General features: G+C 34.1%; 29 protein-coding genes. 22 read left to right on the forward strand and 7 right to left on the reverse strand.

The genetic code is table 11. The features are described 5' to 3' along the window. Window position 1: 1 nt before the first annotated feature. The 5 genes from TDSAC_RS02725 to rpsO are packed head-to-tail and all read right to left on the reverse strand — an operon-like array spanning window position 2 to window position 4,811. A complete protein-coding gene (locus tag TDSAC_RS02725; RefSeq protein ID WP_108310293.1) occupies window positions 2-1,066 on the reverse strand; it encodes an inositol-3-phosphate synthase in 1,065 nt (354 codons plus the stop codon). A gap of 1 nt (window position 1,067) precedes the next feature. Further along, the gene (locus TDSAC_RS02730) at window positions 1,068-1,724 is read right to left on the reverse strand and encodes a PHP domain-containing protein (protein WP_108308759.1); all 657 of its coding nucleotides are present in this window, start codon (window positions 1,722-1,724) and stop codon (window positions 1,068-1,070) included. Then, window positions 1,721-2,368, reverse strand: coding sequence for an endonuclease III domain-containing protein (locus TDSAC_RS02735; protein WP_108310296.1), 648 nt, complete (start codon window positions 2,366-2,368; stop codon window positions 1,721-1,723). Before TDSAC_RS02735 ends, TDSAC_RS02730 begins: the two co-directional genes overlap by 4 nt. Window positions 2,369-2,373: 5 nt before the next feature. Beyond that, window positions 2,374-4,539 carry a polyribonucleotide nucleotidyltransferase gene (locus TDSAC_RS02740; RefSeq protein ID WP_108308760.1) on the reverse strand — a complete coding sequence of 722 codons (2,166 nt, stop codon included), beginning with the start codon at window positions 4,537-4,539 and terminating at the stop codon, window positions 2,374-2,376. Continuing rightward, window positions 4,539-4,811, reverse strand: coding sequence for a 30S ribosomal protein S15 (rpsO, locus tag TDSAC_RS02745; RefSeq protein WP_108308761.1), 273 nt, complete (start codon window positions 4,809-4,811; stop codon window positions 4,539-4,541). Before rpsO ends, TDSAC_RS02740 begins: the two co-directional genes overlap by 1 nt. A gap of 170 nt (window positions 4,812-4,981) precedes the next feature. On the opposite strand from rpsO, the gene ruvX reads away from it, so the two are divergent. The 4 genes from ruvX to wecB are packed head-to-tail and all read left to right on the forward strand — an operon-like array spanning window position 4,982 to window position 8,022. After that, window positions 4,982-5,386, forward strand: coding sequence for a Holliday junction resolvase RuvX (ruvX, locus tag TDSAC_RS02750; protein ID WP_199919870.1), 405 nt, complete (start codon window positions 4,982-4,984; stop codon window positions 5,384-5,386). Further along, complete coding sequence (locus tag TDSAC_RS02755; protein WP_108308763.1) at window positions 5,376-5,834, forward strand: deoxycytidylate deaminase; 459 nt, start codon at window positions 5,376-5,378, stop codon at window positions 5,832-5,834. The genes ruvX and TDSAC_RS02755 overlap by 11 nt, the downstream gene beginning before the upstream one ends. A gap of 6 nt (window positions 5,835-5,840) precedes the next feature. Further along, window positions 5,841-6,860, forward strand: coding sequence for a glycosyltransferase family 4 protein (locus TDSAC_RS02760; RefSeq protein WP_199919871.1), 1,020 nt, complete (start codon window positions 5,841-5,843; stop codon window positions 6,858-6,860). Beyond that, entirely contained in the window at window positions 6,853-8,022 is a 1,170-nt protein-coding gene (gene wecB, locus TDSAC_RS02765) for a non-hydrolyzing UDP-N-acetylglucosamine 2-epimerase (RefSeq protein WP_108308765.1), read from the forward strand. The genes TDSAC_RS02760 and wecB overlap by 8 nt, the downstream gene beginning before the upstream one ends. On the opposite strand, the gene TDSAC_RS02770 is transcribed toward wecB, so the two are convergent. After that, the gene (locus tag TDSAC_RS02770) at window positions 8,011-8,652 is read right to left on the reverse strand and encodes a lactate utilization protein (RefSeq protein ID WP_108308766.1); all 642 of its coding nucleotides are present in this window, start codon (window positions 8,650-8,652) and stop codon (window positions 8,011-8,013) included. The genes wecB and TDSAC_RS02770 overlap by 12 nt on opposite strands. Window positions 8,653-8,989: 337 nt before the next feature. On the opposite strand from TDSAC_RS02770, the gene TDSAC_RS02775 reads away from it, so the two are divergent. Genes TDSAC_RS02775 through TDSAC_RS02830 form a run of 12 tightly spaced genes read left to right on the forward strand, consistent with a single transcriptional unit; the run spans window position 8,990 to window position 19,450 of the window. Continuing rightward, window positions 8,990-9,208 (forward strand): AtpZ/AtpI family protein, encoded by a 219-nt coding sequence (locus tag TDSAC_RS02775; protein ID WP_108308767.1) that lies wholly within the window; start codon window positions 8,990-8,992, stop codon window positions 9,206-9,208. Window positions 9,209-9,224: 16 nt separating this feature from the next. Next, window positions 9,225-9,980 (forward strand): F0F1 ATP synthase subunit A, encoded by a 756-nt coding sequence (gene atpB / locus TDSAC_RS02780; protein WP_108308768.1) that lies wholly within the window; start codon window positions 9,225-9,227, stop codon window positions 9,978-9,980. A 46-nt stretch (window positions 9,981-10,026) separates the two neighbouring features. Further along, complete coding sequence (atpE, locus tag TDSAC_RS02785) at window positions 10,027-10,278, forward strand: ATP synthase F0 subunit C (protein ID WP_108308769.1); 252 nt, start codon at window positions 10,027-10,029, stop codon at window positions 10,276-10,278. Between the two features lie 31 nt (window positions 10,279-10,309). Then, the gene (atpF, locus tag TDSAC_RS02790) at window positions 10,310-10,795 is read left to right on the forward strand and encodes a F0F1 ATP synthase subunit B (RefSeq protein WP_108308770.1); all 486 of its coding nucleotides are present in this window, start codon (window positions 10,310-10,312) and stop codon (window positions 10,793-10,795) included. A 1-nt stretch (window position 10,796) separates the two neighbouring features. Next, a complete protein-coding gene (gene atpH, locus TDSAC_RS02795) occupies window positions 10,797-11,339 on the forward strand; it encodes an ATP synthase F1 subunit delta (RefSeq protein ID WP_108308771.1) in 543 nt (180 codons plus the stop codon). A 17-nt stretch (window positions 11,340-11,356) separates the two neighbouring features. Further along, entirely contained in the window at window positions 11,357-12,871 is a 1,515-nt protein-coding gene (gene atpA, locus TDSAC_RS02800; RefSeq protein WP_108310298.1) for a F0F1 ATP synthase subunit alpha, read from the forward strand. 1 nt (window position 12,872) lies between these two features. Next, on the forward strand, window positions 12,873-13,733 hold the full coding sequence (gene atpG / locus TDSAC_RS02805) for an ATP synthase F1 subunit gamma (RefSeq protein WP_108308772.1): 861 nt from the start codon (window positions 12,873-12,875) through the stop codon (window positions 13,731-13,733). 10 nt (window positions 13,734-13,743) lie between these two features. Beyond that, a complete protein-coding gene (atpD, locus tag TDSAC_RS02810; RefSeq protein WP_108308773.1) occupies window positions 13,744-15,165 on the forward strand; it encodes a F0F1 ATP synthase subunit beta in 1,422 nt (473 codons plus the stop codon). Between the two features lie 12 nt (window positions 15,166-15,177). Beyond that, entirely contained in the window at window positions 15,178-15,606 is a 429-nt protein-coding gene (gene atpC / locus TDSAC_RS02815) for an ATP synthase F1 subunit epsilon (protein WP_108308774.1), read from the forward strand. A gap of 56 nt (window positions 15,607-15,662) precedes the next feature. Continuing rightward, on the forward strand, window positions 15,663-16,910 hold the full coding sequence (gene murA / locus TDSAC_RS02820) for a UDP-N-acetylglucosamine 1-carboxyvinyltransferase (RefSeq protein ID WP_108308775.1): 1,248 nt from the start codon (window positions 15,663-15,665) through the stop codon (window positions 16,908-16,910). 12 nt (window positions 16,911-16,922) lie between these two features. Next, complete coding sequence (locus tag TDSAC_RS02825) at window positions 16,923-17,993, forward strand: phosphodiester glycosidase family protein (protein ID WP_108308776.1); 1,071 nt, start codon at window positions 16,923-16,925, stop codon at window positions 17,991-17,993. 56 nt (window positions 17,994-18,049) lie between these two features. Next, window positions 18,050-19,450, forward strand: a complete 1,401-nt coding sequence (locus TDSAC_RS02830) for a phosphohexomutase domain-containing protein (RefSeq protein WP_150130282.1) — start codon at window positions 18,050-18,052, stop codon at window positions 19,448-19,450. Between the two features lie 16 nt (window positions 19,451-19,466). On the opposite strand, the gene TDSAC_RS02835 is transcribed toward TDSAC_RS02830, so the two are convergent. Then, the gene (locus tag TDSAC_RS02835) at window positions 19,467-21,140 is read right to left on the reverse strand and encodes a ribonuclease J (RefSeq protein WP_321165947.1); all 1,674 of its coding nucleotides are present in this window, start codon (window positions 21,138-21,140) and stop codon (window positions 19,467-19,469) included. Window positions 21,141-21,279: 139 nt separating this feature from the next. Between TDSAC_RS02835 and TDSAC_RS02840 the strand changes: the two genes are divergently transcribed. From TDSAC_RS02840 to rbfA, 6 genes are all read left to right on the forward strand, one after another. Continuing rightward, the gene (locus tag TDSAC_RS02840) at window positions 21,280-21,759 is read left to right on the forward strand and encodes a ribosome maturation factor RimP (protein WP_199919872.1); all 480 of its coding nucleotides are present in this window, start codon (window positions 21,280-21,282) and stop codon (window positions 21,757-21,759) included. Beyond that, window positions 21,756-22,784 carry a transcription termination factor NusA gene (nusA, locus tag TDSAC_RS02845; protein WP_108308780.1) on the forward strand — a complete coding sequence of 343 codons (1,029 nt, stop codon included), beginning with the start codon at window positions 21,756-21,758 and terminating at the stop codon, window positions 22,782-22,784. The genes TDSAC_RS02840 and nusA overlap by 4 nt, the downstream gene beginning before the upstream one ends. A 1-nt stretch (window position 22,785) precedes the next feature. Then, entirely contained in the window at window positions 22,786-23,070 is a 285-nt protein-coding gene (locus TDSAC_RS02850) for a YlxR family protein (protein WP_108308781.1), read from the forward strand. Then, window positions 23,071-25,122, forward strand: coding sequence for a translation initiation factor IF-2 (gene infB, locus TDSAC_RS02855; protein WP_108308782.1), 2,052 nt, complete (start codon window positions 23,071-23,073; stop codon window positions 25,120-25,122). Window positions 25,123-25,228: 106 nt separating this feature from the next. Beyond that, entirely contained in the window at window positions 25,229-25,507 is a 279-nt protein-coding gene (locus TDSAC_RS02860) for a DUF503 family protein (protein ID WP_108308783.1), read from the forward strand. 47 nt (window positions 25,508-25,554) lie between these two features. Next, window positions 25,555-25,893 (forward strand): 30S ribosome-binding factor RbfA, encoded by a 339-nt coding sequence (gene rbfA / locus TDSAC_RS02865; protein ID WP_108308784.1) that lies wholly within the window; start codon window positions 25,555-25,557, stop codon window positions 25,891-25,893. Window positions 25,894-25,913: the final 20 nt, after the last annotated feature.

Genomic DNA, 25,913 nt, shown 5'->3' on the forward strand with positions numbered 1-25,913 from the left:
ATTATTCTCCCTTTATAAAACTTTCAAGCATTGCTCTTGCTTGTGTGTCAGGATATTGTACTGGGGGGCTTTTCATGAGGTATGCGCAAGCGCTGATTATTGGCCCACCTAATTTTCTATCTTTTGCTAACTTTACCAGCCTTAGTGCATCAACTATTATTCCCGCAGAATTTGGGGAATCCCATACCTCTAATTTGCATTCTATATTCAATGGGACTTCACCAAAAGCTTTGCTTTCTATCCTTATATATGCCCATTTCCTATCATGTAACCATGGAATATAGTCTGAGGGCCCTATGTGTATATTTTCTTCTGACATAGGTTCTGGCATTAATGAGTTTACAGCATTTGTTTTGCTAATCTTTTTTGATTCCAGTCTTTCTCTTTCTAGCATATTTAAGAAATCCAAATTACCCCCAACGTTGAGTTGGAACGTTCTCTCTATTTCAAGACCCCTGTCAAGGCAAATTTGAGTAAGGGCCCTATGTAAAATTGTAGCACCAAGCTGAGATTTTATGTCGTCACCTATTATTGGCAAATTTTTGTCTTCAAATTTCTTTGCCCAATCACTATTGCTTGCTATAAAAACGGGAATCGCATTAATAACGCCTAGATTTGCTTCTAATGCACAGTTCATGTAGAATTCTGTAGCTTTTTGACTCCCCACAGGTAAATAGTTTATTAAAACATCTGCCTTTGATTCTTTTAAAACTTTTACTACATCAACTGGTTCTTTTTTCGATTCTATAATTGCTTTTGCAGCATATTTGCCAATTCCATCATTCGTGTGTCCTCTCATAACAGTTACGCCTAAGTTTGGAACGTCATGAAGCTTTATGGTATTATTAGGCGCTGTAAATATGGCTTCAGAGAGATCTTTGTCTACTTTTCTTTCGTCAATATCAAAGGCGGCCACGAAACGAATATTTTCTAATTTATATGGACCAATCTTTTCATGAATTAAACCGATGGGTTTTTTGTGTGAGTTTTTATAAAATTCAACACCTTGCACTAAAGAGGAGGCACAATTCCCAACCCCAACTATTGCAACTCTTATTTCTTGCATTTTATAACTCCTTTCTTTTTTGAAAACTTGCTGATATTTTATAAAAGATATTCTCAAGAAAAAAATATTTTCCAACTATTTTGGCTTCACTCAAAATTTTTACCAAATTTTCTCTCGAAACGTTTAGTTCTGTTTCAACATAAGAATAGGTTTTACCGAATCCTTCTATTGAGTGTGCATCACTTCCTGCTGCAACCACCTTTCTATTTTTTGTTGCAAACTCTTTAGCAAGAAAATTTTCATAGGGCAACGATTTAGCATTAAACGATTCAATTATATCAAATTCATCTAAGAGAGCTCTTTTAACAGAATTTTTTAATGCACTTCTAAAAAAGGAAAACGGATGAGGAAGATATACAAGAGCATTCTGCGCTCTAATTTGCTTTATAGTTTCAGATGCGCTCAGATATGGTTTAATTTCTTTTTGTAGGAATAGTCCAATTATTTCTCCTTGAGTAGTAAGAATTTCTTCTCCTATAATAATTTCAATATCCCTTATTCTATCCCTTGCAATCAGTGCCCCCTTTATCGTGTTGTGATCGGTAATGGCGATTACGTTTATGCCACTTAGTATAGACTTTTTGTGCAGTTGTTCTATAGAAATATTTGAATCTTTAGAAAAATCAGTATGAACGTGTAAGTCTATTTTATATTTCATTTATTATTAGAAATTCCTACCTTTGGACAAATATCGTTTAATATACATTCCTGACATTTAGGATTTTTTGCAGTACATATTGTTCTTCCGTGTTGATTTAACATATATGAGAATTTAAACCAATTTTTTTCTTCCACATTTGAAGAAATCTCTCTTTCAACAGTTATTGGATCGGCTTTTTTTACAAGAGCTAAGCGCATAGCCAATCTCTTAACGTGAGTGTCAACGACTATAGCGCTTTTATTAAATACATAGCCTAAAATAGCATATGACGACTTTCTTCCTAATCCAGGAATTTTAATAAGGTCATTGAAATTATTTGGTAAAGTTGAATTGAAGTGTTTGATTATATACTTTGCCCCTTCCTTAAGAGACTTTGCCTTATTGTGATAGAATCCGGTTGAATGTATTGCTTCTTCTAATTCCTCTAATGATATTCTGTCTAAATCTTCAAAGCTTTTTATACGTTTAAACAATTCTTTAGTTACCGTATTTACTTTTTCGTCTGTGCACTGAGCCGCAAGAACAATGGCCACATAAAATTCGAAAGGAGTGTTAAAGTTCAGGTTACTTTTTATTTCAGGATAGAGAATATTAAGTCTATGTAATATTTCGGAATAGATATTAGTTTTGTTTAAAACCATTTTCGTTATCTGTTTGTCCTTTTTTGTTTTCCTGAATGTTTGTTACTTTTAGAATCTGATGAATTTTCTGAAAGAGCCTTTATGCTTAAATTTATTTTTCCGTTGCTTTCAAGATCAAGAACTTTCACTGTCACCTCATCTCCTAACTTTAAAACATCTTCAACGTTTTTGACTCTTGTTTTCGAGAGTTCAGAAATGTGGACCAGGCCCTCTTTTCCAGGAGCAATTTCAACAAGTGCTCCAAAGTTGAATATCTTAGTTACCTTTCCAATGTAAATCTGTCCTGGAACTATTGGTTTAGTTATGTTATTTATGATTTCGATGGTTCTATTTAGACCTTCTCTGGAGGTAGATGCTATATAAATTTTACCATCTTGTTCAATACTGATCTTTGAGCCAGTTTCTTCTATGATTTTCTTGATTATTTTTCCACCTTGCCCTATTACATCACTTATCTTATCCGGATTAATCTGAATCATTTCTATTCTTGGAGCATAGTTTGAAAGTACTTCTCTGGGATGTGATATAGCTTGATTCATTTTTTCTATGATTACCTTTCTGCCTTCATTTGCTTTTTTAAGCGCTATTGAAAGAGCGTCAATGGGTATACCAGGTACCTTTACGTCTAGTTGTAGCGCACTAACTCCGTCAATAGTTCCGGTAACCTTAAAATCCATATCCCCTAATGCATCTTCCAAACCAGTAATGTCAGATAGAACAACAATTTCGTCATTTTCATAAATAAGTCCCATAGCTATTCCGCCAACGTGTTTTGAAATAGGAACACCTGCATCCATCAGAGATAAAGAAGAACCGCATGTTGAAGCCATAGAAGATGAGCCATTTGATTCAAGTATTTCAGAGACAACTCTTATAGTGTAGGGAAAATCAGATTCTTTTGGTAAAACTGGCAATAAAGCTTTTTCTGCCAGGGCACCATGGCCAATTTCTCTTCTTCCCGGCCCCCGTGATGGTCTTGCTTCACCTACGCTAAAACCTGGAAAATTATAATGATGCATATATCTTTTTCTGATTTCATTGCTTGATTGATAAAGGGTATCTATTATCTGAGAATCTTCCTGTGTTCCCAGTGTTGCAATGCTAAGTGCCTGTGTTTGACCTCTGGTAAAAAGTGCTGAGCCATGTGCTCTTGGTAATAAACCCACTTGAATGGATATCGGTCTAATTTCATCTAAATTTCTACCATCAACTCTTTTTTTGTTTTTTATCACATAGTTTCTTATTATCTTTTTTAATCTATTTTGGAAAGCCTGGTTTATTAACAAGAGATTATTTTCTACAAATTCAGTACCAAATCTTTCAGACAAAGTAGACAAAATTTCGTCTTTTAATTCCTTTTCTAAATTTTCAAAATCCTGTTTTGTTTTGAGAGGAAATCTATCCGTGATGCTACTCGTTAAAATAGAATCTAATGCGTTGATAATGTCTTCTGTTGGTTCTTGCAAATAGACTGAACTCTTAGTTGGATTTATTAAGGATATTAATTCTTTTTGAAGGTCGCATATTTTTGTTATTGCCGGGAGAGCATAATTAATTACTTCAATTATCTTATCTTCAGGGATCTCGTTAAAACTTCCTTCTATCATTAGAATGTTGTTTTCTTTGCCTACTACTACGATATCTATGTCACTTTTTTCGATCTGATCAATTGTGGGGTTTAAAATGAACTTTTTGTCGATTTCGCCAACTCTAACAGCGCCTACAGGTCCATTAAAAGGAATGTCTGAAATACATAAAGCTGCACTGGAAGCGATGATAGAAAGCACATCTGCTGGAAAATCATTATCTATCGAGAGGGGAAAGGAAGAGATACAGACATCATTTCTTAATCCTTTTTGAAACAACGGTCTGATAGATCTGTCTATAATTCTACTATACAGAATAGCTCTTTCGCTTGGTCTTCCTTCTCTTTTAAAAAACCCCCCAGGAAACTTTCCAGCAGCATACATCTTTTCATCAAAGTCAACTACCAGAGGCATGAAGTCTATATCACTTCGGGCTTCTTTAGACATTGTTGCTGCACTAAAAACTATAGTATCTCCTGATCTAACAGTAACCGAACCGTTTGCTTGCTTTGCTAAAAGTCCCGTTTCAATATTTATAACTATGCCTTCTGCTATTTCTTTTGTGATACTGTGTACTCCGTTCATTATGCAGTTTCTCTAAGACCAAGTTTGCCGATCAGCTTTCTATATCTATTTATATCTTTATTCTTCACATAAGATAACAATCTCTTTCTTTGGTTTACCATCTTTAAAAGCCCTCTTTTTGAGTGAAGGTCGTTTTTGTGTTCTTTTAAATGCTCTGTAAGTTTTTCAATGCGATAGGTTAATATCGCTACCTGTACTTCTGCCGAACCAGTGTCATTCTCATGCAGGCCAAAATCTTCTATTACCTTTTTCTTAAGTTCTTTGTCTAGCATAAAATCCTCCTTTAAATAATAAATCCACTATCTGAGCATTGCCCATTGTTATCCCGCAATGCCCAGACAGGGTAAGTTTGATAACTTTATGATAATATTGAGTAGTCAAACATTCAAAACTATTCTATCATAAATGTGTAATATTCAAAAAGTGAGGAGTATATTATATATTGATTTTAGGAATCGATGTTGGAAGTTGTAAAATTGGTTATGCAATTTTAGATGATAAGTATAATGTTTTTTCAAAAGGGATAATACTACTTAATGACTTCAAAAAAGAGTTTTTAAAATTTATAAAAAGTTATGAGATTGAAGTTGTTGCTGTTGGAAGTGGAACTGGGCATAAAAAGGTGATGGAGTTAATAGATGAGCTCAATTTGGATTTAAAAGTTGTGATAATATCAGAAAGAAATACTTCGGTACAAGCCAAATGGAGATATATTAATTCGCTAAAAGGATTCAAAGGTTTTTTTTGTAAGTTTTTTGGATATTTGGATAAGCCAGTTGATGACATTTCAGCTGTAATAATAGCTGAAAGATACTTAAATGAAAAGAGGAAAAAGAGTGAGACCTGATTGGGATTCTTATTTTATGAAAATAGCTTTTTTAGTTGCTACGCGCTCAACTTGTATAAGAAGAAGAGTGGGAGCTGTTATTGTAAAGGAAAAAAGGATATTGTCAACTGGTTATAACGGTGCTCCTTCAGGACTATTGCACTGTTTTGATATTGGCTGTTTGAGAGATAAGATGAACATTCCTTCTGGTGAGAGACAGGAACTTTGTAGAGGATTGCATGCTGAGCAAAATGCAATAATTCAGGGTGCTATGTATGGAGTAAGTCTTATGGGTTCTACAATATACATTACGAATCAGCCATGTATAACCTGTGCAAAAATGCTTATCCAGGCAGGGATAGTTAAAATAGTTTATCAGGGCGATTACCCTGATAAACTTGCTTTAGAGATGTTGGATGAAGCTGGAGTAGAAATTATAAAATTTATTCCTGATAACAAAGAGGTGTAGTTTATCTTGTTGTTTCTTATATGTCTGTTTTCTTTTTTTCTTTCACTCTTGAACACTAAATTTGTAATTTTTTTATCTGAAAAATTGGAAATTTACGATAAGCCTGATAAGAGAAAGATTCACAGTAAATTAACATCCCGCCTTGGAGGATTTGGATTTTTTGTACCTTTTCTAATTACATTATTCTTATACTCCCTTTTGGTAAAGGGATTTGAAATTACTGATTTCCTGATTTGCGTTTTTCCAATATTTTTCCTTGGGCTATATGACGATCTTTTTGGAATTAATCCTATTATAAAATTAGCAGCCCAAATTTTTGCCTCGTTTATAGCTTTTAATTTAGGTTTTCGAATAGACTATATTTATTTTCCATTTGTAGGGTATCTTTTTTTTGGAGGATTGTCGTTGTTTTTGACAATTTTTTGGCTTGTAGGGTTATCTAATGCGCTAAATTTGGTAGATGGTATGGATGGCTTGGCATCGGGAGTTGCTATTTTAATACTTTTATCAATGGCAATAGTTTCTTATGTTCTGGATAGAAATTTTGTTTTTATAATTTCGATAATACTTTTGTTTTCTATGACAGGTTTTTTTGTTTTCAATATAAATCCTGCTAGAATATTTATGGGAGATAGTGGCTCCTTGACTGTGGGTTTTATAATTGGTCTAATCTCTATTAGTGGGTTTATGAAGGGCCTTACACTTGTAACGCTATTTTCAATTATTATTATGCTAATAATCCCTGTTGCAGATACTTTTTGGGCTATTATAAGAAGATCGGTATCTGGAAGATCAATTTTTTCACCTGATAAAGGTCACTTTCATCATATGCTTTTGGAAAAGGGCTGGAGTGTAAGGAAGATCAATTCTTTGTTTAGAGGAATCACTGTAATGGGATCTCTGGTATTCTTTTTTGTCTTTTTGCCTCAAGAATATTTTTTGTTTACAGCTTCTTTTTTGATTTTTGGTTATCTATTTTTATTTTTACTTGAATCTATTGTTATTGGAGTGAGAAAAAGTGCTTAAAGCTTTGCTGATTTTTGGGACTAGACCTGAAGCTATTAAAATGGCTCCTCTTTTTTTGGAATTAAAGAACTCGAAGTACTTTGAACCTGTCGTGGTTGTTACTGCTCAGCACAGAGAAATGCTAGATCAGGTTTTGAAAATATTTAATATTGAACCAGATTTTGATCTTGACATAATGAAACCGGGTCAGAGCCTTGAAGGAATAACTATTAGAGCATTGGAAGGTTTATGTAATATTATGAAGAGGGTTAATCCATCTATTGTTCTTGTTCAGGGAGATACAACGACCACTTATGTGGGAGCATTAGCAGCATTTTATCACAGAATAGCAGTTGGACATGTAGAGGCAGGTTTGAGAACTTATGATAAATTCAACCCTTATCCTGAAGAAGTTAATAGAAGGATGACTACCTGTCTTGCTGATTTACATTTTGCACCTACTATTATTTCTTTTAATAACCTGATCAAGGAAAATGTCAAAAAGGAAGATATATTTATAACCGGGAATACCGTTATAGATTCTTTACTTCATATATCTAAAAGAGATTATGATTTTCCTCCAATTTTAAATTCAATAATAAATTCTCCTTTAAGAAAGATTTTAGTTACTGCTCATAGAAGAGAAAATTGGGATGAAATGAAAAATATTTTTCATGCAATAAAAAAGTTAGTTGAGAGCTTTGACGACATACATATAATTTTTCCTGTACATATGAACCCAAAAATAAGAGTTGATGCTCAAAATATTTTGGGCAATAATTCAAGAGTATCTTTGCTTGAACCCCTTGACTATGAAGCTTTTATACATGTTATGAAAAACTGTTACATCATACTTACAGATTCTGGAGGCGTTCAAGAAGAAGCCCCCTCTCTTGGTGTTCCTGTGGTCGTTATGAGAAAGACTACAGAGAGACCTGAGGCGCTCAAGGCAAATGCAGTTGTTTTAAGCGGAACTGATGGAGAAAAAATTTACAATACTGCAGCTAAACTCTTGAGTGATAAAACTTTTTATCTTTCTATGAAAAAGAAGCTCAACCCCTATGGAGATGGGAGAGCTTCTTTTAGAATTTTGAAATCTCTAGAATATTTTTTTAAACTTAGCTCAGAAAGGCCTGTTGATTTTAGATACAATTATGAAGATGGTTTACTATTAGAAACCTAAATGTTCGTTAATTATAAAAACGCTAAATGGGGTTAGAGTTGGTCTCTTCTTTAATATAGTGGTAATATTACATATCCTTGTCGGTCCTTGACAATCCATACATTCACCTGTTACAGTACAGGGGTTTGGTCTATTTAACCTCTTATTGTTTATTGGTGCCGCTATTGTTTTGATTCTTTTTCTTGCTTCTTCTTCATCCTTAACTATTTTATTTGTGCCGGCTATTATTATTACCTGTTTAGGTCCAAATATCATTGAAGCAACCCTGTTTCCAACTCCATCAGTATTTACAAGTTTTCCATCAAGCGTTATTGCATTGGAACTTGCTATAAATGTATCGCAGGTAAGCTGTTTTCTTCTTAAGTTTAATACTTCTTCTGGTGAAAGATTTGGCTTATTGTGATCTAAGATTGTATTGCCTCTCTTTGCCAGGATATCCAATATGCCCAGGTTTTGTACAGTTGTTGAGCCTCCTACTCCTATAACATCTTTGTCTGGAATAATTTCTAAAAGTTTATTTATTAACTCTTCTCTGGTATTAAAGAAATCAGCATTAAAATTATTTTTTTTTAAAGCTTCTACAGCTCTTTTGCCAAATACTTCACCATGCCACTTCAGATTTGGATCCATTTTTTCTTTCCTCCATTTCAAAAAATTTTGATATTATACTAAAATGATACCATCAAATTACTATTTAAGTTACATTGCTCAGTTTTTATTTAATTTTTATATTATAAATATTCAAAAATACCTATTAATTTAATTTGTGATATAAATTATTTATTTGTATAAATCTTTTTTATTTAGAAAATTAAGACTTTTCTGACAGAACTAGTGACATATGAGATTGGTGAAACTAAAATATTTATTTAGTAATTGGAATTTGAAGTGTTTAGTGAAAGTATAATTTTATTATTGACATGATAAGGAAAATCTATTAATCTATAAATGATTTTTGTAAGTAGGGGTGAATAATATAAAAAACAATAAAGGAAAACAAAATTTGCCCCTACACGTTGCTCAATTAGGTTTTAATGTTTTAGGAACTACATTAGGAGGGTTGTTGCTAGGGTGGTTTTTACAGGAAAAAATGGGCTTTGGATTAGTAGGTTTTTTATTTGGGCTTTTGTTGGGCGTTTTTTCAGGTCTGTGGATCATATTAAAACAAATCTTAGTTCAAAAATGAAAGGGGGTGAAGAAGGTTGCATATTGCTGAAGAATTTATGTTGCACAAAATTATACCTATAAACATTGGTGGATTTGATCTTAGTATTACCCAGGCAGTTTTGTGGATGTGGATAGCTTCTATAATTATGATGTTGTATTTGATTTATTGTAGCAGAAGTATGACTGTAGTACCGTCTAACAGACTTGTTACTTTGTTTGAAGTACTTATAGATTTTGTTAGGAAAGATTTAGTAGAAAGTTTTATGCACGGAAAAGATGTTGAAAGGTTTTTTCCTTTAATAGCCTCAATATTTTTCTTTATCTTTGCATCAAATTTTATAGGAATTATTCCAGGTACTTATACTCCTACTGCTAACATTAATACAACCGCTATACTTGCAATATTCGTGTTTATACTTTATAACGTTTTGGGAGTATTTAGAAATGGTTTAGTCGGATATTTAAAAAGTATAGTTGTCCCTGGTCTTCCTGCTCCTATTATTCCGGTTGTTTTTGTCATAGAGGTATTTAGCCACTTTGCAAGGCCTCTTTCATTGGCAATAAGGTTATTTGCCAATATGATGGCTGGACACATTATAATCGGTGTTTTGATTTATCTTGCACTGCTTGCGACAGGAGCATTTATGGGTGGCATAATGCTCGGGTCTGTTTCTTTCGCTGCTTCTGTGGGAATGTATTTCTTGGAAGTTTTTGTAAAATCACTTCAAGCGATAATCTTTGCTGTTTTAACATCAATGTATATTGCTGGTGCTGTTGCACCTGAACATTAGTTTTTGTTTCACAACTTTAATTAAAAATTTTTGGAGGTGTTTTTAAATGGATGCAGTAAGTATAAATCTTGGTTTGGCTCAGTTGGGCGCAGGTGTTGCTATTGGATTTGCCGCTGCTGGTGGTGGCGCAGGTATGGGTATTTTAGGTGGATATTTTTTGACCGCTCTTGCAAGACAGCCAGAACTTCTTGGACCGCTACGTACCTATATGATTTTGGTATTGGTCTTTATTGAAGCTCAGGTTCTTTATGGTTTTACTGTTTCTATGATCCTTTTGTTTGCAGCTCCTAAGCACTAGTCTTTTATTCTTTTAAGGGAGATCTAAAAAAATGATGAATTTTGAATTTGGACTAGAGTTCTGGACTATTGTCTCCTTTCTAATATTCTTCTTTTTATTTGTAAAATTTGTTGTTCCACCAATAAACAGTGCACTTAAAGAGAGAGAAAAAGCTATCGCAGGTGCAATAGAACAGGCTCGAAAGGAAAGGGAAGAAGCGGAAAAACTCTTGCAGGAGTCAAAAAGAGAACTTGAAGAAACAAAGGCTCGTTCTTCAAAAATTGTAGAAGAAGCAAGAGCGTATGCTGAAGAGGTCAAAAAGGATATTATCCAAAAAGCTAAAGAAGAGGCGCAAAAAATAGTTGATAGTGCTGCCAAAGACCTTGAAAGGGCTAAGGCAGAGGTTATAGCAGAACTTAAGGTTGAGGTTGTTAATCTTACTATTTCGCTTACAGAAAAGCTCCTTGAGAAAGAATTGGATAAAAATGCGCAGACAAAATTCGTAACAGAATATTTACAGAAAATAGGTAAGAATTAGAATGAGCAGTAACTATGTTTTAGCCAAAAGATACGCAAGAGCTTTTTTGTCTATTCTCAAGGAAAACAAGAGAAGCCTGCAAGATGTTGTTGACGAAACAAAAACCCTTCTTAAGAGCTTTAAAGAAACAGGACTTGATAAGATAATCTTAAATCCTGTTCTAGATCTTGGTACCAAGAAGGAGTTAATCGAACCTTTAAAAAACAATATTTCAAGTGATATTTTTTCTTTGCTAGAATTTCTTATAGATAAAAATAGATTTTTTTTACTTCCTTTTATACTCCAATCTTTAGAGGAGACTTTGAATGAAGAAAGTGGAAGAATTGTTGCCAATCTTGAAGTGGCCACTCCATTAACTGACGAATTAAAATCAAAATTTATAGAGTACTTTAAGAAGAAATTTAATGCTAAAACAGTAGATATTGTAGAAGTTGTTAACGAAAAGATTATTGGTGGTTTTAGAGCAAAGATTGGAGATTATCTTATTGATGCAAGTATTAAGGGGTCCTTGGATAAGGCCAAGAGACTTCTTTTAACCAATTGAAGGGAGGTGTTGTTTTTTTGAAGATAAGGGCTGAAGAAATTACTGATGTAATAAAAAAGCAGTTATCTAACATAAAGGCTGAGCCAGAATCTGCATTAGTTGGCACAATTATATCTGTTGGTGACGGAGTAGCAAGGATTTGGGGATTAAAAGATGCTATGATGTCTGAGCTCTTAGAATTTCCAAATGACGTTTATGGGATTGTGTTTAACCTTGAAGAAGACTCTGTTGGTGCAATTATCTTAGGTGATGACTCAAAGTTAAATGAGGGTGATACAGTTAAATCAACTGGAAGGGTTATATCGGTTCCCGTTGGTCCAGAGCTGGTAGGTAGAGTGGTCGATGCTTTAGGAAGGCCCCTTGATGGTAAGGGACCCATCAATGCAAAGAAGTATAGGGTAATAGAAAGAGTAGCCCCTGGCGTAATTACCAGACAATCAGTAAACCAACCCGTACAAACAGGTATTAAAGCTATAGATGGCATGATTCCTATAGGTAGGGGTCAAAGAGAGCTTGTAATTGGTGATAGACAAACTGGTAAAACAGCTATTTGTGTTGATACGATCCTTAATCAAAAAGATCAGAATATGATATGTATTTATGTAGCAATAGGCCAAAAAGCTTCAACTGTCGCAACTATTATTAAGACATTGGAAGATAATGGTGCAATGGACTATACAATTGTTGTAGTAGCAAATGCTTCTGATGCCGCTGCTCTTCAATACATTGCGCCATTTAGCGGTTGCGCAATGGGTGAAGAATTTATGGAGCAGGGTAAGGACGCTTTAATAATCTACGATGACCTTTCTAAGCATGCATGGGCATATAGACAGGTTTCACTTCTTTTAAGAAGGCCACCTGGTCGTGAGGCTTATCCAGGTGACGTATTTTATTTGCACTCCAGGCTTCTTGAAAGAGCGGCAAAGCTCAATAAAAATTATGGGGGTGGCAGTTTAACTGCACTACCAATAATTGAAACGCAAGCAGGTGACGTTACGGCTTATATACCCACTAACGTTATTTCTATTACAGATGGTCAGATATACCTTGAGCCAGAACTTTTCTATGCGGGCGTTAGACCTGCTGTAAACGTAGGTCTTTCTGTTTCTCGTGTAGGTGGCTCGGCGCAAACAAAAGCTATGAAGCAAGTTGCAGGTAGATTAAGACTTGAACTAGCACAGTACCGTGAGTTAGCTGCATTTGCTCAGTTTGCTTCTGATCTTGACCCAGCTACGAAACAGGTTTTGACTCGTGGTGAAAAGCTTGTTGAGCTTTTAAAACAGCCTCAATATCTGACTTTTTCTCTTTGGAAAGAAGTGTGTTCTATATTTTCAGGAGTTCGTGGATTCCTTGATGATATTAATACTGAGGATATTCAAAGATTTGAAAAAGAACTTCTATCTTATATCGAAGCTCACAATCAGGATATTATTGAAGCAATAACAAAAGAAAAGGCAATTTCAAAAGAGACAGAAGAAAAACTTGAGAAAGCAATCAAAGAATTCAAAGCTCTTTTTGTAGGCGGTAAATAAAATGCGTCCTAATGATGTAAAACGAAAAATAAAGGCTGTTCAGAATATCCAAAAGATAACTAAAGCAATGAAATCTGTAGCTGCGGTTAAGGCAAGAAAGGCTGAAGAAAGGGTTAAAAGGGTTAAAGACTATTCAAGAGAAATGTTTGAGTTAACCAAAAGACTCTCAACTGAAATTTCTGGTTTTCAACATCCACTTTTAGAAAAGAGAGAAGTTAAGACTGTAGGCATTCTGGTTGTGACTTCTGACAGAGGGCTTTGTGGGTCCTTTAACGCAAACATTCTCAAGGAAACCCTTAAGCTTTATCAAAAATATAAATCTGAAGGCAAAGAGGTCAGACTTTTTGCCGTAGGGAGAAAGGCAAAGCAATTTCTTGAAAGAAGATTTCCTGTAGTAATAGCTAGTTTTACAAAGTTACCTCAACCTCCGACTCAAGCGGAAGCTTCATTGATAGCTTCTGAAATTACAAAATATTTTTCTGATGGAACTATAGATTCCTTAAAAGTTCTTTACTACAATTACAAATCTATGGCTAAATATACAATAGTTGAGGAAGAAGTGTTACCACTAATTCATGTACAGGAAAAATCTGAGCCAAAAGCAACTTATATTTTTGAACCTGAAGAAGATGTTGTAGCTTCATACTTGTTGGAAAGAGGTTTGATGGCAGAAATATTAAGAGTGATTCTTGAGACTGCAGCTTCTGAACAGGCTGCAAGGATGCAAGCTATGTCTCAAGCTTCAGAAAATGCACAAGATCTAATTAAACAACTTACACTTGCTTTCAATAAAGCGCGTCAAGCAATAATTACCCGCGAGCTGAGTGAAATTGTAGGAACCACTACAGCTCTCGGTTCTTAGGAGGTGGACATTGGCGAACGTTGGTAAGGTTGTACAAATTTTAGGTACAGTTGTGGACATAGAATTTGAACCTGGCAAAATACCTTCACTTTTGAACGCTCTTAAAATAGAGGGGAAAAATCAGTATGGGCAGGAATTTAATATTACTTTAGAGGTTATGCAACAGCTAGGCGATAATCGAGTAAGAGCTATTGCAATGTCTTCTACTGATGGTTTGGTAAGAGGAACTGAAGTTGTTGATACCGGTGCACCAATTATGATACCTGTGGGTAATGAAACCCTTGGTAGAATTTTTAACGTTTTAGGTAATACAGTTGATGATGGCCCAAAAGTTGAAGCAAAAAACTTTTCACCATTACACAAAGCCCCCCCAAGTCTTAGAGATATTAACCCCGTTCCTCAGCAATTGGAAACAGGTATTAAGGTCGTAGATCTCTTGGTTCCATTTCCAAGAGGCGGGAAAATAGGCTTGTTTGGTGGCGCAGGAGTTGGCAAAACGGTTATTTTGATGGAGTTAATTAGAAATATAGCAGCAGAGCATGGTGGGAAGTCAGTATTTGCAGGCGTTGGAGAAAGAACTCGTGAAGGCAATGACCTTTATCACGAGATGAAAGCATCAGGCGTTATCGATAAAACTGTTATGGTTTTTGGCCAGATGAATGAGTTACCAGGTGCTCGTATGAGAGTTGGTTTGACGGGTCTTACTATGGCGGAATATTTTAGAGATGTTGATAAAGCTGACGTATTATTGTTTATAGATAATATATTTAGGTTTGTTCAGGCAGCTTCTGAGGTTTCTACACTTCTGGGGAGATTGCCGTCTGCAGTAGGTTATCAACCTACTTTGGGTACAGATGTTGGAAGCTTGCAAGAACGTATTGTAACTACAAAAGACGGTTCTATTACTTCTGTACAAGCTGTTTACGTTCCTGCTGACGACCTGACTGACCCAGCGCCAGCAACAACTTTTGCTCACCTTGATGGTACTGTTGTCTTGTCAAGACCTCTTGCAGAACTTGGAATATACCCTGCTGTAGACCCACTTGACTCAACATCACGCATACTTGATCCAAGAGTAGTAGGTGAGGAACATTATCTGGTAGCACGTGGAGTCCAAAAGGTTTTGCAAAAATATAAAGACCTCCAGGATATCATTGCCATTCTTGGAATGGAAGAGCTTTCTGAAGATGATAAACTGACGGTTGCCAGAGCTAGAAAAATCCAAAGATTTTTGTCTCAGCCATTCTTCGTTGCAGAAGCATTTACAGGAATGAATGGTAAATATGTAAAGCGTGAAGATACAATTAAAGGCTTTAAAGAGATCCTTGATGGCAATTGTGATGAACTACCCGAACAGGCTTTTTATATGGTTGGAACAATTGAAGAAGCTCGTGAGAAGGCAGCGTCTATGCAAGCATCACAAGCTAGTTAGGGGTGAATATAAATGAGATTGTTAATCTTAACCCCTGAGGGTGTTGTAGTTGATGAAGAGGTAACGTTTGTTTCAGCAATGGGAGAAGAGGGCTCGCTTGGTATTATGCCCAGACATGCACCGCTTGTTACCACTTTAAAGGTAGATGTGATAGAATTTGTTAAAGAGAATTCTGATAGAGAAGTAGTAGCTGCCATCGGAGGAATTCTCGAAGTTAAAGATAATAAAGTAACAGTTCTGTCTGATGCTGCAGAACTTGCTGTAGATATAGATGAGTTGAGGGCTAAAGAGGCTGAAAAAAGAGCGAGGGCAAGATTAACCATGAAAACAGAAGAGGTAGATGTGAAGAGAGCAGAAGCTGCGCTTGCAAGGGCGCTTGCAAGACTTAAGGCAATCGAACTGTTGAATAGAAGAAGTGGAAGTAGGAAAAGAGGTGCATAAGGAGTATTTTAGAAACGAATAATTGCAATGGAAATTTTTCTAAACAATATTATAGAATTTGTGGCGGTAATTCTTTATCAGGTTCTGTAAAAATTAGTGGTTCGAAAAATGGGTCGCTGCCTATTATGGCGGCGGCTCTATTATTCAATTCACCTGTATTTTTGTCTAATATCCCATATTTATTGGACGTTAATACTATGGCTAAGATAATTTCCAGTCTTGGGGGCAAAGTTGATTTTAGAGGAAATTCAGAGATTTTAATTGATCCCTCGAACGTTTCAAGATACGATCCTCCTTTGGAACCTGTTATTGCTATGAGGGCTTCTTTTTTGGTTGCAGGGGCACTTCTTGCAAGATTTGGTAGAGCAAAGGTAGCTCTTCCGGGTGGTTGTGCTATTGGTTCGAGACCTGTCGATATTCATCTTAAGGGTTTTGAGGCTCTGGGCGTAAAAAGATCAATTGAACATGGTTTTGTGAATCTTGAATGCGATAAGCTTAAAGGCGCAAATATTTATTTGTCTTATCCAAGCGTGGGTGCTACTGAAAATTTGATTATGGCATCTGTATTTGCAGAGGGTATGACAGTTATTGATAATGCTGCAAAAGAGCCGGAGATACTGGGTCTTTCTGAATTTCTAAATTTATGTGGCGCAAAAATTAGAGGGGCGGGTTCAAGGACTATTGAAATTGAGGGAGTAAAATCTCTTAAACCGATCGATAATTATACGATTATACCTGATCGTATTGAAGCTGGTACTTTAATGCTCGCGGGAGCAATAACGCGTGGCGATATCCTGGTAGAGAATATAAGCTCTGATTATTTGAGCTCAGTTATTGAAAAGATGATTGAAGCAGGCATTGAAGTTTTGCCAGAGAAAAACGGTATCAGGGTAAGATGTAATAATAGACCTAAGCCAGTAACAATAAAAACATCTCCACATCCTGGATTTCCTACAGATATGCAGGCGCAATTTATGGCCCTTCTATCACTTGGGGAGGGTACTTCTGTTATAACAGAAATGGTTTTTGAAAATAGGTATTTGCATGCTGAGGAACTGAGCAGATTGGGCGCAGATATCAGGGTTGATGGAAGGACTGCAGTTGTTGTAGGGGTTGATCATTTGTCTGGTGCGCCAGTAAGAGCTCTTGATTTGAGAGCGGGTGCTGCACTTGTAATTGCTGGATTGATGGCAGAAGGTGAGACTAGAGTCTTTGGGTTGTCACATCTTAATCGTGGCTATGAAAATTTGGAAATAAAACTCAGTAACTTGGGTGCATGTATATCAAAAGAAGTTCTACCCTAATTCGAGGTGAGTATGAAAAGAGTTTGGATAAAAAATACTATTTCTTTTTATGAGAAATTGATAAATTCCTTTTTGTTTTCTACAAAAATCCTTTTTTATGCTTTTTTTGTTTTTTGTATATTGTTTTTTTATCAAAATAATTCTTATGCTTTTACTGAGAACGAATATGTTATTAATAATGCACATTTATATGTGTTTAAATTTAATCCAAAAGAAGTTCGAATAATACCTTACTTAAATGATTATCCCATTAGAGCAATAGACGTGGTTAACTACTATAACCCCTTTTTACTTGTAAACGGAACGTTTTTTTATTCTAATAAGCTTTTAGGTGCTCTATACATGCATGGTGAACCTCAGTCATATATGGGCGATAATAGAGCAACATTTTTTTATTATAAGAATAATACTGCAAGTATAAATTATTTAAAATATAGAGTGAAGCTCAATATTTGTAGTTCTTCTTCAAAATGCAAGGTATTATACCTTGATGGGATAAATAGACCACAAAATTATTACGAAAACATATTGTATACGAATGGATATTTAAGGCCCGTTTTACCCACTTCAGGCATATTAATAAAAATAAATGAGGATGGTACTTTCGAATATTTGTATACTAGAAGTGCATTGCCAACTAAAGGAGGATATATATTATTAGCCAATCATGACTTGGACGTATTAAATAACCTTGTGCCTACAGATACAATTAGAGTAAGTGTAGAACCAATAATAAATAGTAATTTGGATTTCTATATTTCTGGTGGTCCTATGTTGCTTTATAATGGGCAAAATATTGCCATTCAATCATCTGAAAAAGAATATATAGCAAATGATATTAAGATAGGAAATCGCATGAGAACTGGTTTGGGAATTGATGCATCATCTAATATTTATGTTTTTTCTGTTTCTTGGCCAGGTTGTACTTTGAATGAGCTTGCAAACTCTTTGGAAAAACTTGGCTTAAAAGAGGCCATGCTTTTGGATGGTGGATATTCTTCTGTACTTTATGCCAAAAATAGATTTTTGGTTGGGAGTGAAGCAAGGGCGAATATTTCTTATTTGATGTTTTTTACGAATTAGTTTGTATAATATATTTATTGAGTTTTATATTCTTAAAATACAAAGGGGTAGAAAAGTTGAATATAAAATTTGGAACTGATGGTTGGAGAGCAAAAATTGCTCAGGATTATACTTTTGAAAATCTTGAAAAAGTATCATTGGCATTAGCAATTACCTTAGAAGAAGAAAATCCCTTAAATAAAACTTGTGTTATTGGTTATGATACAAGGTTTTTCTCAGAAGATTTTGCAAAACACGTTGCTGAAATCTTGTCAGGTGTAGGTTTTGACGTAATAATTTCTGATAATTTTATCCCAACTCCTACACTTGCATTTTCTGTTAAAGACAAGGCATGTGCGGTGGGCATAATGATAACTGCAAGTCATAATCCGTATAATTATAATGGCTTTAAAATAAAGCAAAGCTTTGGCGGTTCTGCATCTAAAGATTTCACATCAAAGGTCGAATCCAATCTGGGAAAAATTAAAACTTATAGATTTAGCAATGAAAAGAAGAAAATTAGAGTGCAAAATCTTTTTGAAAATTATAAAAATTCTCTATTAAAATTTATTGATATCAATGCCATTAAAGAGTCAGGCATTAAAGTTGCTGTTGATTGCATGAATGGTGCAGGTTCGGGGTATCTTTCAAAACTTTTATCTAATCTAAATATAAATGTATTTCCTGTAAGAAATGAAAAAGACCCATACTTTAATGGGTCGAGACCTGAGCCAATTCCTCAACTTTTGGGTCCACTTTCGTATGAAGTTTTTTCTAAATCATTAAATTTAGGTACAGCTCTTGACGGTGATGGAGATAGGGTGGCATCTTGCGATGCTTCTGGTACTGTTTTTACATCTCAACAAACCTATGCTTTATTGCTCAATCATTTGGTTACAAATAGAAAGCTGAAAGGAAAAGTTCTCAAGAATTTTGCCGTGAGCGTTTTGGTTGATAAATTATGTAAGCACTACAATATAGAATTTGAAATATTGCCAGTTGGCTTTAAATATATTTGTTCTAAGATGATTAGCGAAGGCAATATCTTAATGGGGGGAGAAGAGAGTGGAGGCTTTGGTTTTCTTGGGCACATTCCGGATAGAGATGGTTTTTTGTCTTCTCTTTATTTGATCGAATCTGTTGTTGTTACAAAGAAATCTTTAATGGAACAACTTGATGAGATATATGATAAAGTTGGTTTTTTTGAATATGATAGATACGATCTAAAATTAGAAATTTCAGTCGAAGAGGTAAGAAAGAGAATTAAAGATCTAATTGAAAATCCGGCAAAGAAGATTAATGATAAAAAAGTTTTTGAAATTTCTACTATTGATGGAATTAAATATATTTTAGAAGATGAAAGTTGGCTTTTGATAAGGCCATCTGGAACTGAGCCTGTGATTAGAATCTACGCAGAAGGGAAAAGCATCTACGAAGTTAAAGCTTTAATCAGGTTTGGTACAAAACTTTTTCAATGAAATTAAACTAGGAAAACTATTTAATATTTAGCGCAATGGCCTGTACAAAAATAGCTGGGTATTTCCTATATTGACTGAAAACTAATTCTTTTATTGAATTAGAGATTTTATCTTCAAGTTTTTGAGTATTTTCTATTTTTGGACTCTTTAAAAAGAAAGAATATATTGCCGATTCAATTTCTTTTTGAATAATATTATCATGATTTTTCAAACCTAATGTCTTTATTCTTGGTTCGGCTAATATTTTGAACCTTTCTGGATCAAATGTTAATGATATCAAAATTAACCCTTCTTCTAATAATTTTTTTCTTTCAAGGAAAGAACTTTTATTAAATTCAATTATTTCTGAACCGCTTGCAATCATATTTCTAATTGCGATTTCATCAACTATTTTAACTTCTCCATTATTCAACTCAACGACTGCTCCATTTTTTGCCAATATGATATTTTTTTCAGAGTAATTAAGATTTTGGGCAAGATCAGAAAAATGCTTCATATGTCTAAATTCGCCGTGAAATGGTAAGAGATTTTTTGGTTTTACTAAATTTATGAGGAGCTTTATATCTTCTTTAGAACCGTGTCCTGATACATGCACCTTGTGATTTGGTTCGTATAAAACTTCAGCTCCCAACTTAAATAGTTTATTTATGGTCTTGTTGACGAGAGTTTCATTGCCTGGAATTGGTGATGCTGAAATAATAACAGTGTCATTTGGAAAGATTTTAACGTCTTTATGATTGTTATTTGCTATTCTTGTTAGAACTGAAAGAGGTTCACCTTGACTTCCTGTTGTGATTATTGTGGTTTTTTCAAGTGGCTGATTTTTCAATTCATGCTGCTTTAACTGAAACTCTTCAGGAAAGGATAAATACCCTAGTTCTTTTGCTATTGATACAGTATTTACCATGCTTTTACCAAGAATACAAAATTTTCTGTCAAAAGCGATTGACGCGTTAATTGCTTGTTGTACTCTATGGATATTTGAAGCAAAAGTTGTAAGAATTATTCTTCCATTTACTTTCCTGAATACATCAAAAAATTTTTCTCCTACTACCCTTTCAGATGGTGTAAAACCTTCTCTCTCAACGTTTGTAATGTCAAGTATCAGGAGGTCTATGCCCTTTGAACTAATTGATACTAGTTTGCTGTATTCTGTTGTTTTTCTATCTATTGGAGTTTGATCGAATTTGAAATCGCCAGAATGAATTATTGTTCCATGTGGGGTATGAATAGCATATCCTACTCCGTCAGGAATACTATGGTTGACGTGAAAGGATTCAACAAACATATCGTCAACAAAAATAATTTCATTTGAATTAATTTCATGAAAAGTTATATCCTTTGGGGATATTTTATAATCTCTTAACTTTGCCCTTACCATTCCGAGAGTTAATTTGGTTCCGTATATAGGTATGTTTACTTTTTTTAAAAGAAATGGAATTGCACCAATATGATCTTCATGCCCATGTGTGATGAAGAGGGCCTTTACCTTATCTTTTTTTTCAATTACGTATTGGAAATCAGCCGTTAAAAGAGAGGATTCGAAACTTGGATCGGGGAATTTTATTCCACAATCAAGTACAATAAGAGACCTTTCGCTTTCAAAAAGTGTCATATTTCTTCCAATTTCTTCGATTCCACCTAGTGGTATAATCTTGATGGGTGAGCTTTTTTTAGTAAAATTAAAAATGTATTTCCTCCTGTTAAATTTTAACTATTATGATATAATATTTTCAAATAAGATATTTTATTATAACATTTTAAGTTCTTAGTTAGAGTGGGTAATTACCCACTCTTTATGTTTTTAAAACCTGAAAGGAAGAAATTTTTTGAGATCGAAAGACATTAAAGAAAAACTACTTAATATAGTTGAAAAAGTATTGTTAGACATAGGATTTGAGCTCTATGATCTAGAATACTTTAAACAAGGCAAGAGATGGATATTAAGGGTATTCATCGATAACGTTGAAAAACCCGTTTCTCTTGATGATTGTGAGTTAGTATCAAAAAAATTAAGTGTTGTTTTGGATTACTATGACATAATTCCTGAGAGTTTTTATCTTGAGGTATCTTCTCCAGGAATAGAAAGAAAATTAAAAAAAGATTCTGATTTTGTTAGATTCAAAGGAGAAGAAATAATAGTAACGTTCCAAAAACAAAATATCAATCCTATTATTGGTATACTTGAAGGAATTGATAGTGATGGTAATTATATTTTTGTAAACACTGAAAAATCTAAAGAAAAGATAAACCGAAATGATATAAAAGAAGTTAGAATACATTTCAGGTTTAAGGGAGATAAGCAATGAAAATAGATTTACATGTACTTGAACAGTTAGAAAAAGAAAAGGGTGTTTCTTTGCCTGCTATGGTATCTGCTTTGGAATCGGCTCTTTTAGCTTCATATAAAAAATATTATCCATCAAAGAATGTTACTTTAAAAATAATTCCTGACAGTGGAGTTTTAGAAATAGTAGTTAAAAAAACTGTTGTTGATAAAGTTAATAACATCTTTGATGAAATATCCCTTGCACAAGCTAGGGAGATCGATCCTAAAATTAATATTGGCGAAACTATAGAAGTACAGGTAGATCCTAAAAATTTTGGTAGAATTGCTGCTTTAACAGCGAAACAAGTTTGGCAACAAAAAATAAAAGAAGCCGAAAGAGATGCTGTTTATGAAGAATTTAAAGATAGGGTCTTTGGCGTTATTTCTGGAAAGATTTTAAGGTCTGAAGGAAAGAATTGGATAGTACAGCTTGGAAGAGCTGAAGGGATATTGCCTCAAAAAGAAACAGTTTTTCAAGACAAATATAGCATTAACGAAAGATACGTTTTTTACGTTTTATCGGTTAAAAAGCAGAAAAAAGACGTTGAAATAATTTTATCTAGAAGTCATCCAAATCTGGTTAAAAGGATATTTGAGCTTGAATCGGCTGAAATTAGATCTGGTATTGTAGAGATAGTGTCAATAGCTAGAGATCCTGGTAGTAGAACTAAAATAGCAGTTTTATCACGGGATCCTCATGTTGATCCATTAGGAGTTTGCTTGGGATTGAGGAATTCCAGGATACAAAATGTCACAAGAGAGCTTAGGGGAGAAAAAATTGATGTAATTTTATACAATCCAGATCCAAAAATTTATATAGCAAGTGCCCTTTCCCCTGCTAAAATTAGAAGGGTAGAAATATTGGATCAGGTTAAAAAAGAATCAAGAGTATATGTCGATAAATCACAGCTTTCTTTGGCAATTGGAAAAGATGCGCAAAATGTAAGATTAGCACATAAATTAACTGGTTATAAAATTGATATTAAAATAGAAGAACAGCTTTAGTATGATTAAAGAACATAGAAAGTGTATTTTTTGCGGAAGAATTCTTCCAAAAAAAGATATGATTAGAGTTGCAAAGGTTAAAGATAAAGGTTTAATTGTGGATTATGAAAAGAAAAATATTGGAAGAGGCTGTTATATTTGTTTCTCATGTATAAGTTCTAGTAATTTTAAGAAAAAAAACATAATTGCAAGATCTCTTAAAACAAATGTAGACACAAAGATCTATAATGAAATTGAAAGATATTTTAAAAATATAATAATACAAAGTCGAGGAGGTGAGCGCTGATTGAAAAGAATATATGAACTTGCAAGAGAACTGGGCGTTTCTTCTAAAAAAGTAATGGAAATACTTTCTGGTTTGGGGGTAACTGTTAAGTCTTCTTTGTCTTCTGTGGCAGAAGAAGAAGAGTTTATGGTTAGATCTACTATTGAAGCTGAAGATAAAGTTGAAGCTACTAAAGAAACTGAAAAAGTTGAGGTTGATAGGAAGATCTTGCAAAAAGAGGATATGACTAAAGTTGTTGTAGCAGAACAGCCTGAAGTTGCAGTTCAAGAAAAAGAATCTCAGATAAGTGAAGAGCCAAAAGTTGAGGAAAAAAAGATTTTATATATATCAGATGGCATGACTCCGAGAGAGATTGCACAAAAGATCAATGTTAAAGAGAGCGAAGTCATAAAAAAATTAATAAAGCTCAAAACACTTGCAACTATAAATCAAGCTTTAAATATAAGCCTTATCGAGAGAGTAGTAAGTGAATTTGGTTATGAACCAAAGTTAAAAGAGGAAGAATCTTTAACTTTTGAAGAGAGTGAAATTGAAAACGAAGCCGATCTCAAACCCAGACCCCCAATTGTTACTGTTATGGGTCATGTAGATCATGGCAAAACAACGCTTTTAGATAAAATTCAAAAAACAAAAATTGCATCCAAGGAATTTCGTGGAATTACACAAAAGATTGGTGCATATCAAGTAGAAATTAGTGGCAAGAAAATTACCTTTATTGATACGCCAGGCCATGAAGCATTTACAGCTATGAGAGCAAGGGGTGCAAACGTTACTGATATTGTAATTTTGGTAGTGGCAGCTGATGATGGAGTAAAACCTCAAACTATTGAAGCAATTCAACATGCAAAAGCAGCGGGGGTCCAGATAATGGTTGCTATAAATAAAATTGATAAACCTGGGGCACAGCCAGAAAAGATAATGCAACAATTAACTGAATATGGTTTAATTCCTGAAGAATGGGGTGGGAAGACCATATTTGTTAAAGTCTCGGCTAAAACGGGAGAAGGTATAGACGAGCTTTTAGAAATGACATTGCTATTGGCAGAATTGATGGAATACAAAGCTAATCCGAAGACTTTAGCAAGAGGTCTGGTTTTGGAAGCGAAGTTGGATAAAAATAGAGGTCCTGTAGCCACTATATTAGTTCAAAAAGGCACTTTAAAGGTAGGAGATTTTGTCTGTGTGGGTGCTGCTAGTGGAAGAATAAGAGCATTAATTAATGACAGGGGTAAAAGATTAAAAGAAGCAGGACCTTCAACCCCTGTTGAGATACTCGGTATCAATATGGTTCCTGAAGCAGGAGATAATCTGATTGCTGTAAAGAGTGATAAAGAAGCAAAATTAATGGCTGAAAAAATGCTTAATAAGAAAAAAGAATTACAAATGCAGAGGATGAAAAAACCAACTTTATCCTGTTTTGTACAGGGTACAAATCTATCTGAAGTAAAAGAATTAAGGCTTATTTTGAAAGCTGATTCTCAAGGATCACTAGAGGCCATTCTTACATCTTTGGCGAAGATTAAAGAAGAGAATGTAACTATAAACATTCTATCGTCTGGAACGGGTGGAATTTCTGAATCTGATGTTATGCTTGCTTCTGCTTCTCAGGCTATTATAATTGGCTTTAATGTAAGACCATCTAATACGGCTTTAAAGCTTGCTTCTGAGGAAGGTATTGATATTAGGACTTATAGGGTTATATATGATCTTATTGAAGATATTTCGAAAGCCGTTAAGGGCTTGCTTCCGCCAAAATATGAAGAGACAATACTTGGAAGGGCTGAGGTTAGACAAACTTTTAAAGTTCCAAAAATAGGTCTTGTTGCAGGTTGTTATGTTGTGGACGGGAAGGTTACAAGAGATGCAAAGGTAAGAGTTTTGAGAGATAATGTTATTATTCATGAAGGCGAGTTGTCTTCTTTAAAGAGATTTAAAGATGACGTAAAAGAAGTGAATCAGGGATATGAATGTGGAATTTCGATAAAAGATTTTCACGATATAAAGGAAAACGATATTTTTGAGATATATAAATTAGTAGAAGTAGCTTGTTAATATTTTTGAGTTTTATAGAATATAGTTAATTTGATTCAAAACTATTTTAAAAGTATTAATTCAACTTTAAAGTTCTAGAAAATTTAAATTTAATTTAGTGATTATTATGATAAGAACTTGTTTAATTGAATTTGAGCTTTATTTTCCATATATTGTTAGCATAAAAGAACATAGAAAAATTATGCAAGCAATTATTTCGGATATAAAAAAGCAAAATATTAGTGTGCTTGAAGTTCTTAATAAGAATATTAGATCAAGTACTTTATATTTATCAGTGGTAAAAGAAAACGAAGTAGATATAAAAAGACTCTATGACTATTATGTTAATTTTTTCCTTGATAGACCTGATATTAGGCTTATTTCATATAACATTGAAATTTATTAGATCTAATCTATTTTCTGTTTTTACTCTTACAGGAGGTTTAAAATAAAATGAGCGTAAAATCCGAAAGACTGAAAGAAACAATTAAGAAAGAACTTGCTATTTTATTGTACGAACTAAAGGACGTTCGTATTAAAAGTATGGTTTCTATAATGGAATTAGATATGTCGAGTGATCACAAGAATATAAAAGTTTGGGTTAGCATATACGGAGATGAAAAATCAAAAGAAGAAACAATGAAAGGACTTGTTTCCGCATCAAGATTTTTGAGAGGAGAACTGGCAAGAAGAATTGGTTTAAAGTATGCTCCACAAATTCTTTTTGCTATAGATAATTCCCTTGAAAGAGGAGATAAAATATTCGAAATACTAAGAAAAATTGAACACTGAAATGGGTGAGCAGTTCTGAG

Origin of the sequence: Thermodesulfobium acidiphilum (assembly GCF_003057965.1) — a bacterium.
In the GTDB taxonomy this organism is placed as follows: domain Bacteria; phylum Thermodesulfobiota; class Thermodesulfobiia; order Thermodesulfobiales; family Thermodesulfobiaceae; genus Thermodesulfobium; species Thermodesulfobium acidiphilum.

What these genes read in the sequence shown, in the direction of transcription:
- TDSAC_RS02725 (WP_108310293.1), bottom strand. Translation starts at nt 1,066, where the DNA reads ATGCAAGAAATAAGAGTTGCAATAGTTGGGGTTGGGAATTGTGCCTCC.
- TDSAC_RS02730 (WP_108308759.1), bottom strand. Translation starts at nt 1,724, where the DNA reads ATGAAATATAAAATAGACTTACACGTTCATACTGATTTTTCTAAAGAT.
- TDSAC_RS02735 (WP_108310296.1), bottom strand. Translation starts at nt 2,368, where the DNA reads ATGGTTTTAAACAAAACTAATATCTATTCCGAAATATTACATAGACTT.
- TDSAC_RS02740 (WP_108308760.1), bottom strand. Translation starts at nt 4,539, where the DNA reads ATGAACGGAGTACACAGTATCACAAAAGAAATAGCAGAAGGCATAGTT.
- rpsO (WP_108308761.1), bottom strand. Translation starts at nt 4,811, where the DNA reads ATGCTAGACAAAGAACTTAAGAAAAAGGTAATAGAAGATTTTGGCCTG.
- TDSAC_RS02770 (WP_108308766.1), bottom strand. Translation starts at nt 8,652, where the DNA reads ATGGATCCAAATCTGAAGTGGCATGGTGAAGTATTTGGCAAAAGAGCT.
- atpE (WP_108308769.1), top strand. Translation starts at nt 10,027, where the DNA reads ATGGATGCAGTAAGTATAAATCTTGGTTTGGCTCAGTTGGGCGCAGGT.
- atpF (WP_108308770.1), top strand. Translation starts at nt 10,310, where the DNA reads ATGATGAATTTTGAATTTGGACTAGAGTTCTGGACTATTGTCTCCTTT.
- atpH (WP_108308771.1), top strand. Translation starts at nt 10,797, where the DNA reads ATGAGCAGTAACTATGTTTTAGCCAAAAGATACGCAAGAGCTTTTTTG.
- atpG (WP_108308772.1), top strand. Translation starts at nt 12,873, where the DNA reads ATGCGTCCTAATGATGTAAAACGAAAAATAAAGGCTGTTCAGAATATC.
- atpC (WP_108308774.1), top strand. Translation starts at nt 15,178, where the DNA reads ATGAGATTGTTAATCTTAACCCCTGAGGGTGTTGTAGTTGATGAAGAG.
- TDSAC_RS02825 (WP_108308776.1), top strand. Translation starts at nt 16,923, where the DNA reads ATGAAAAGAGTTTGGATAAAAAATACTATTTCTTTTTATGAGAAATTG.
- nusA (WP_108308780.1), top strand. Translation starts at nt 21,756, where the DNA reads ATGAAAATAGATTTACATGTACTTGAACAGTTAGAAAAAGAAAAGGGT.
- TDSAC_RS02850 (WP_108308781.1), top strand. Translation starts at nt 22,786, where the DNA reads ATGATTAAAGAACATAGAAAGTGTATTTTTTGCGGAAGAATTCTTCCA.
- TDSAC_RS02860 (WP_108308783.1), top strand. Translation starts at nt 25,229, where the DNA reads ATGATAAGAACTTGTTTAATTGAATTTGAGCTTTATTTTCCATATATT.
- rbfA (WP_108308784.1), top strand. Translation starts at nt 25,555, where the DNA reads ATGAGCGTAAAATCCGAAAGACTGAAAGAAACAATTAAGAAAGAACTT.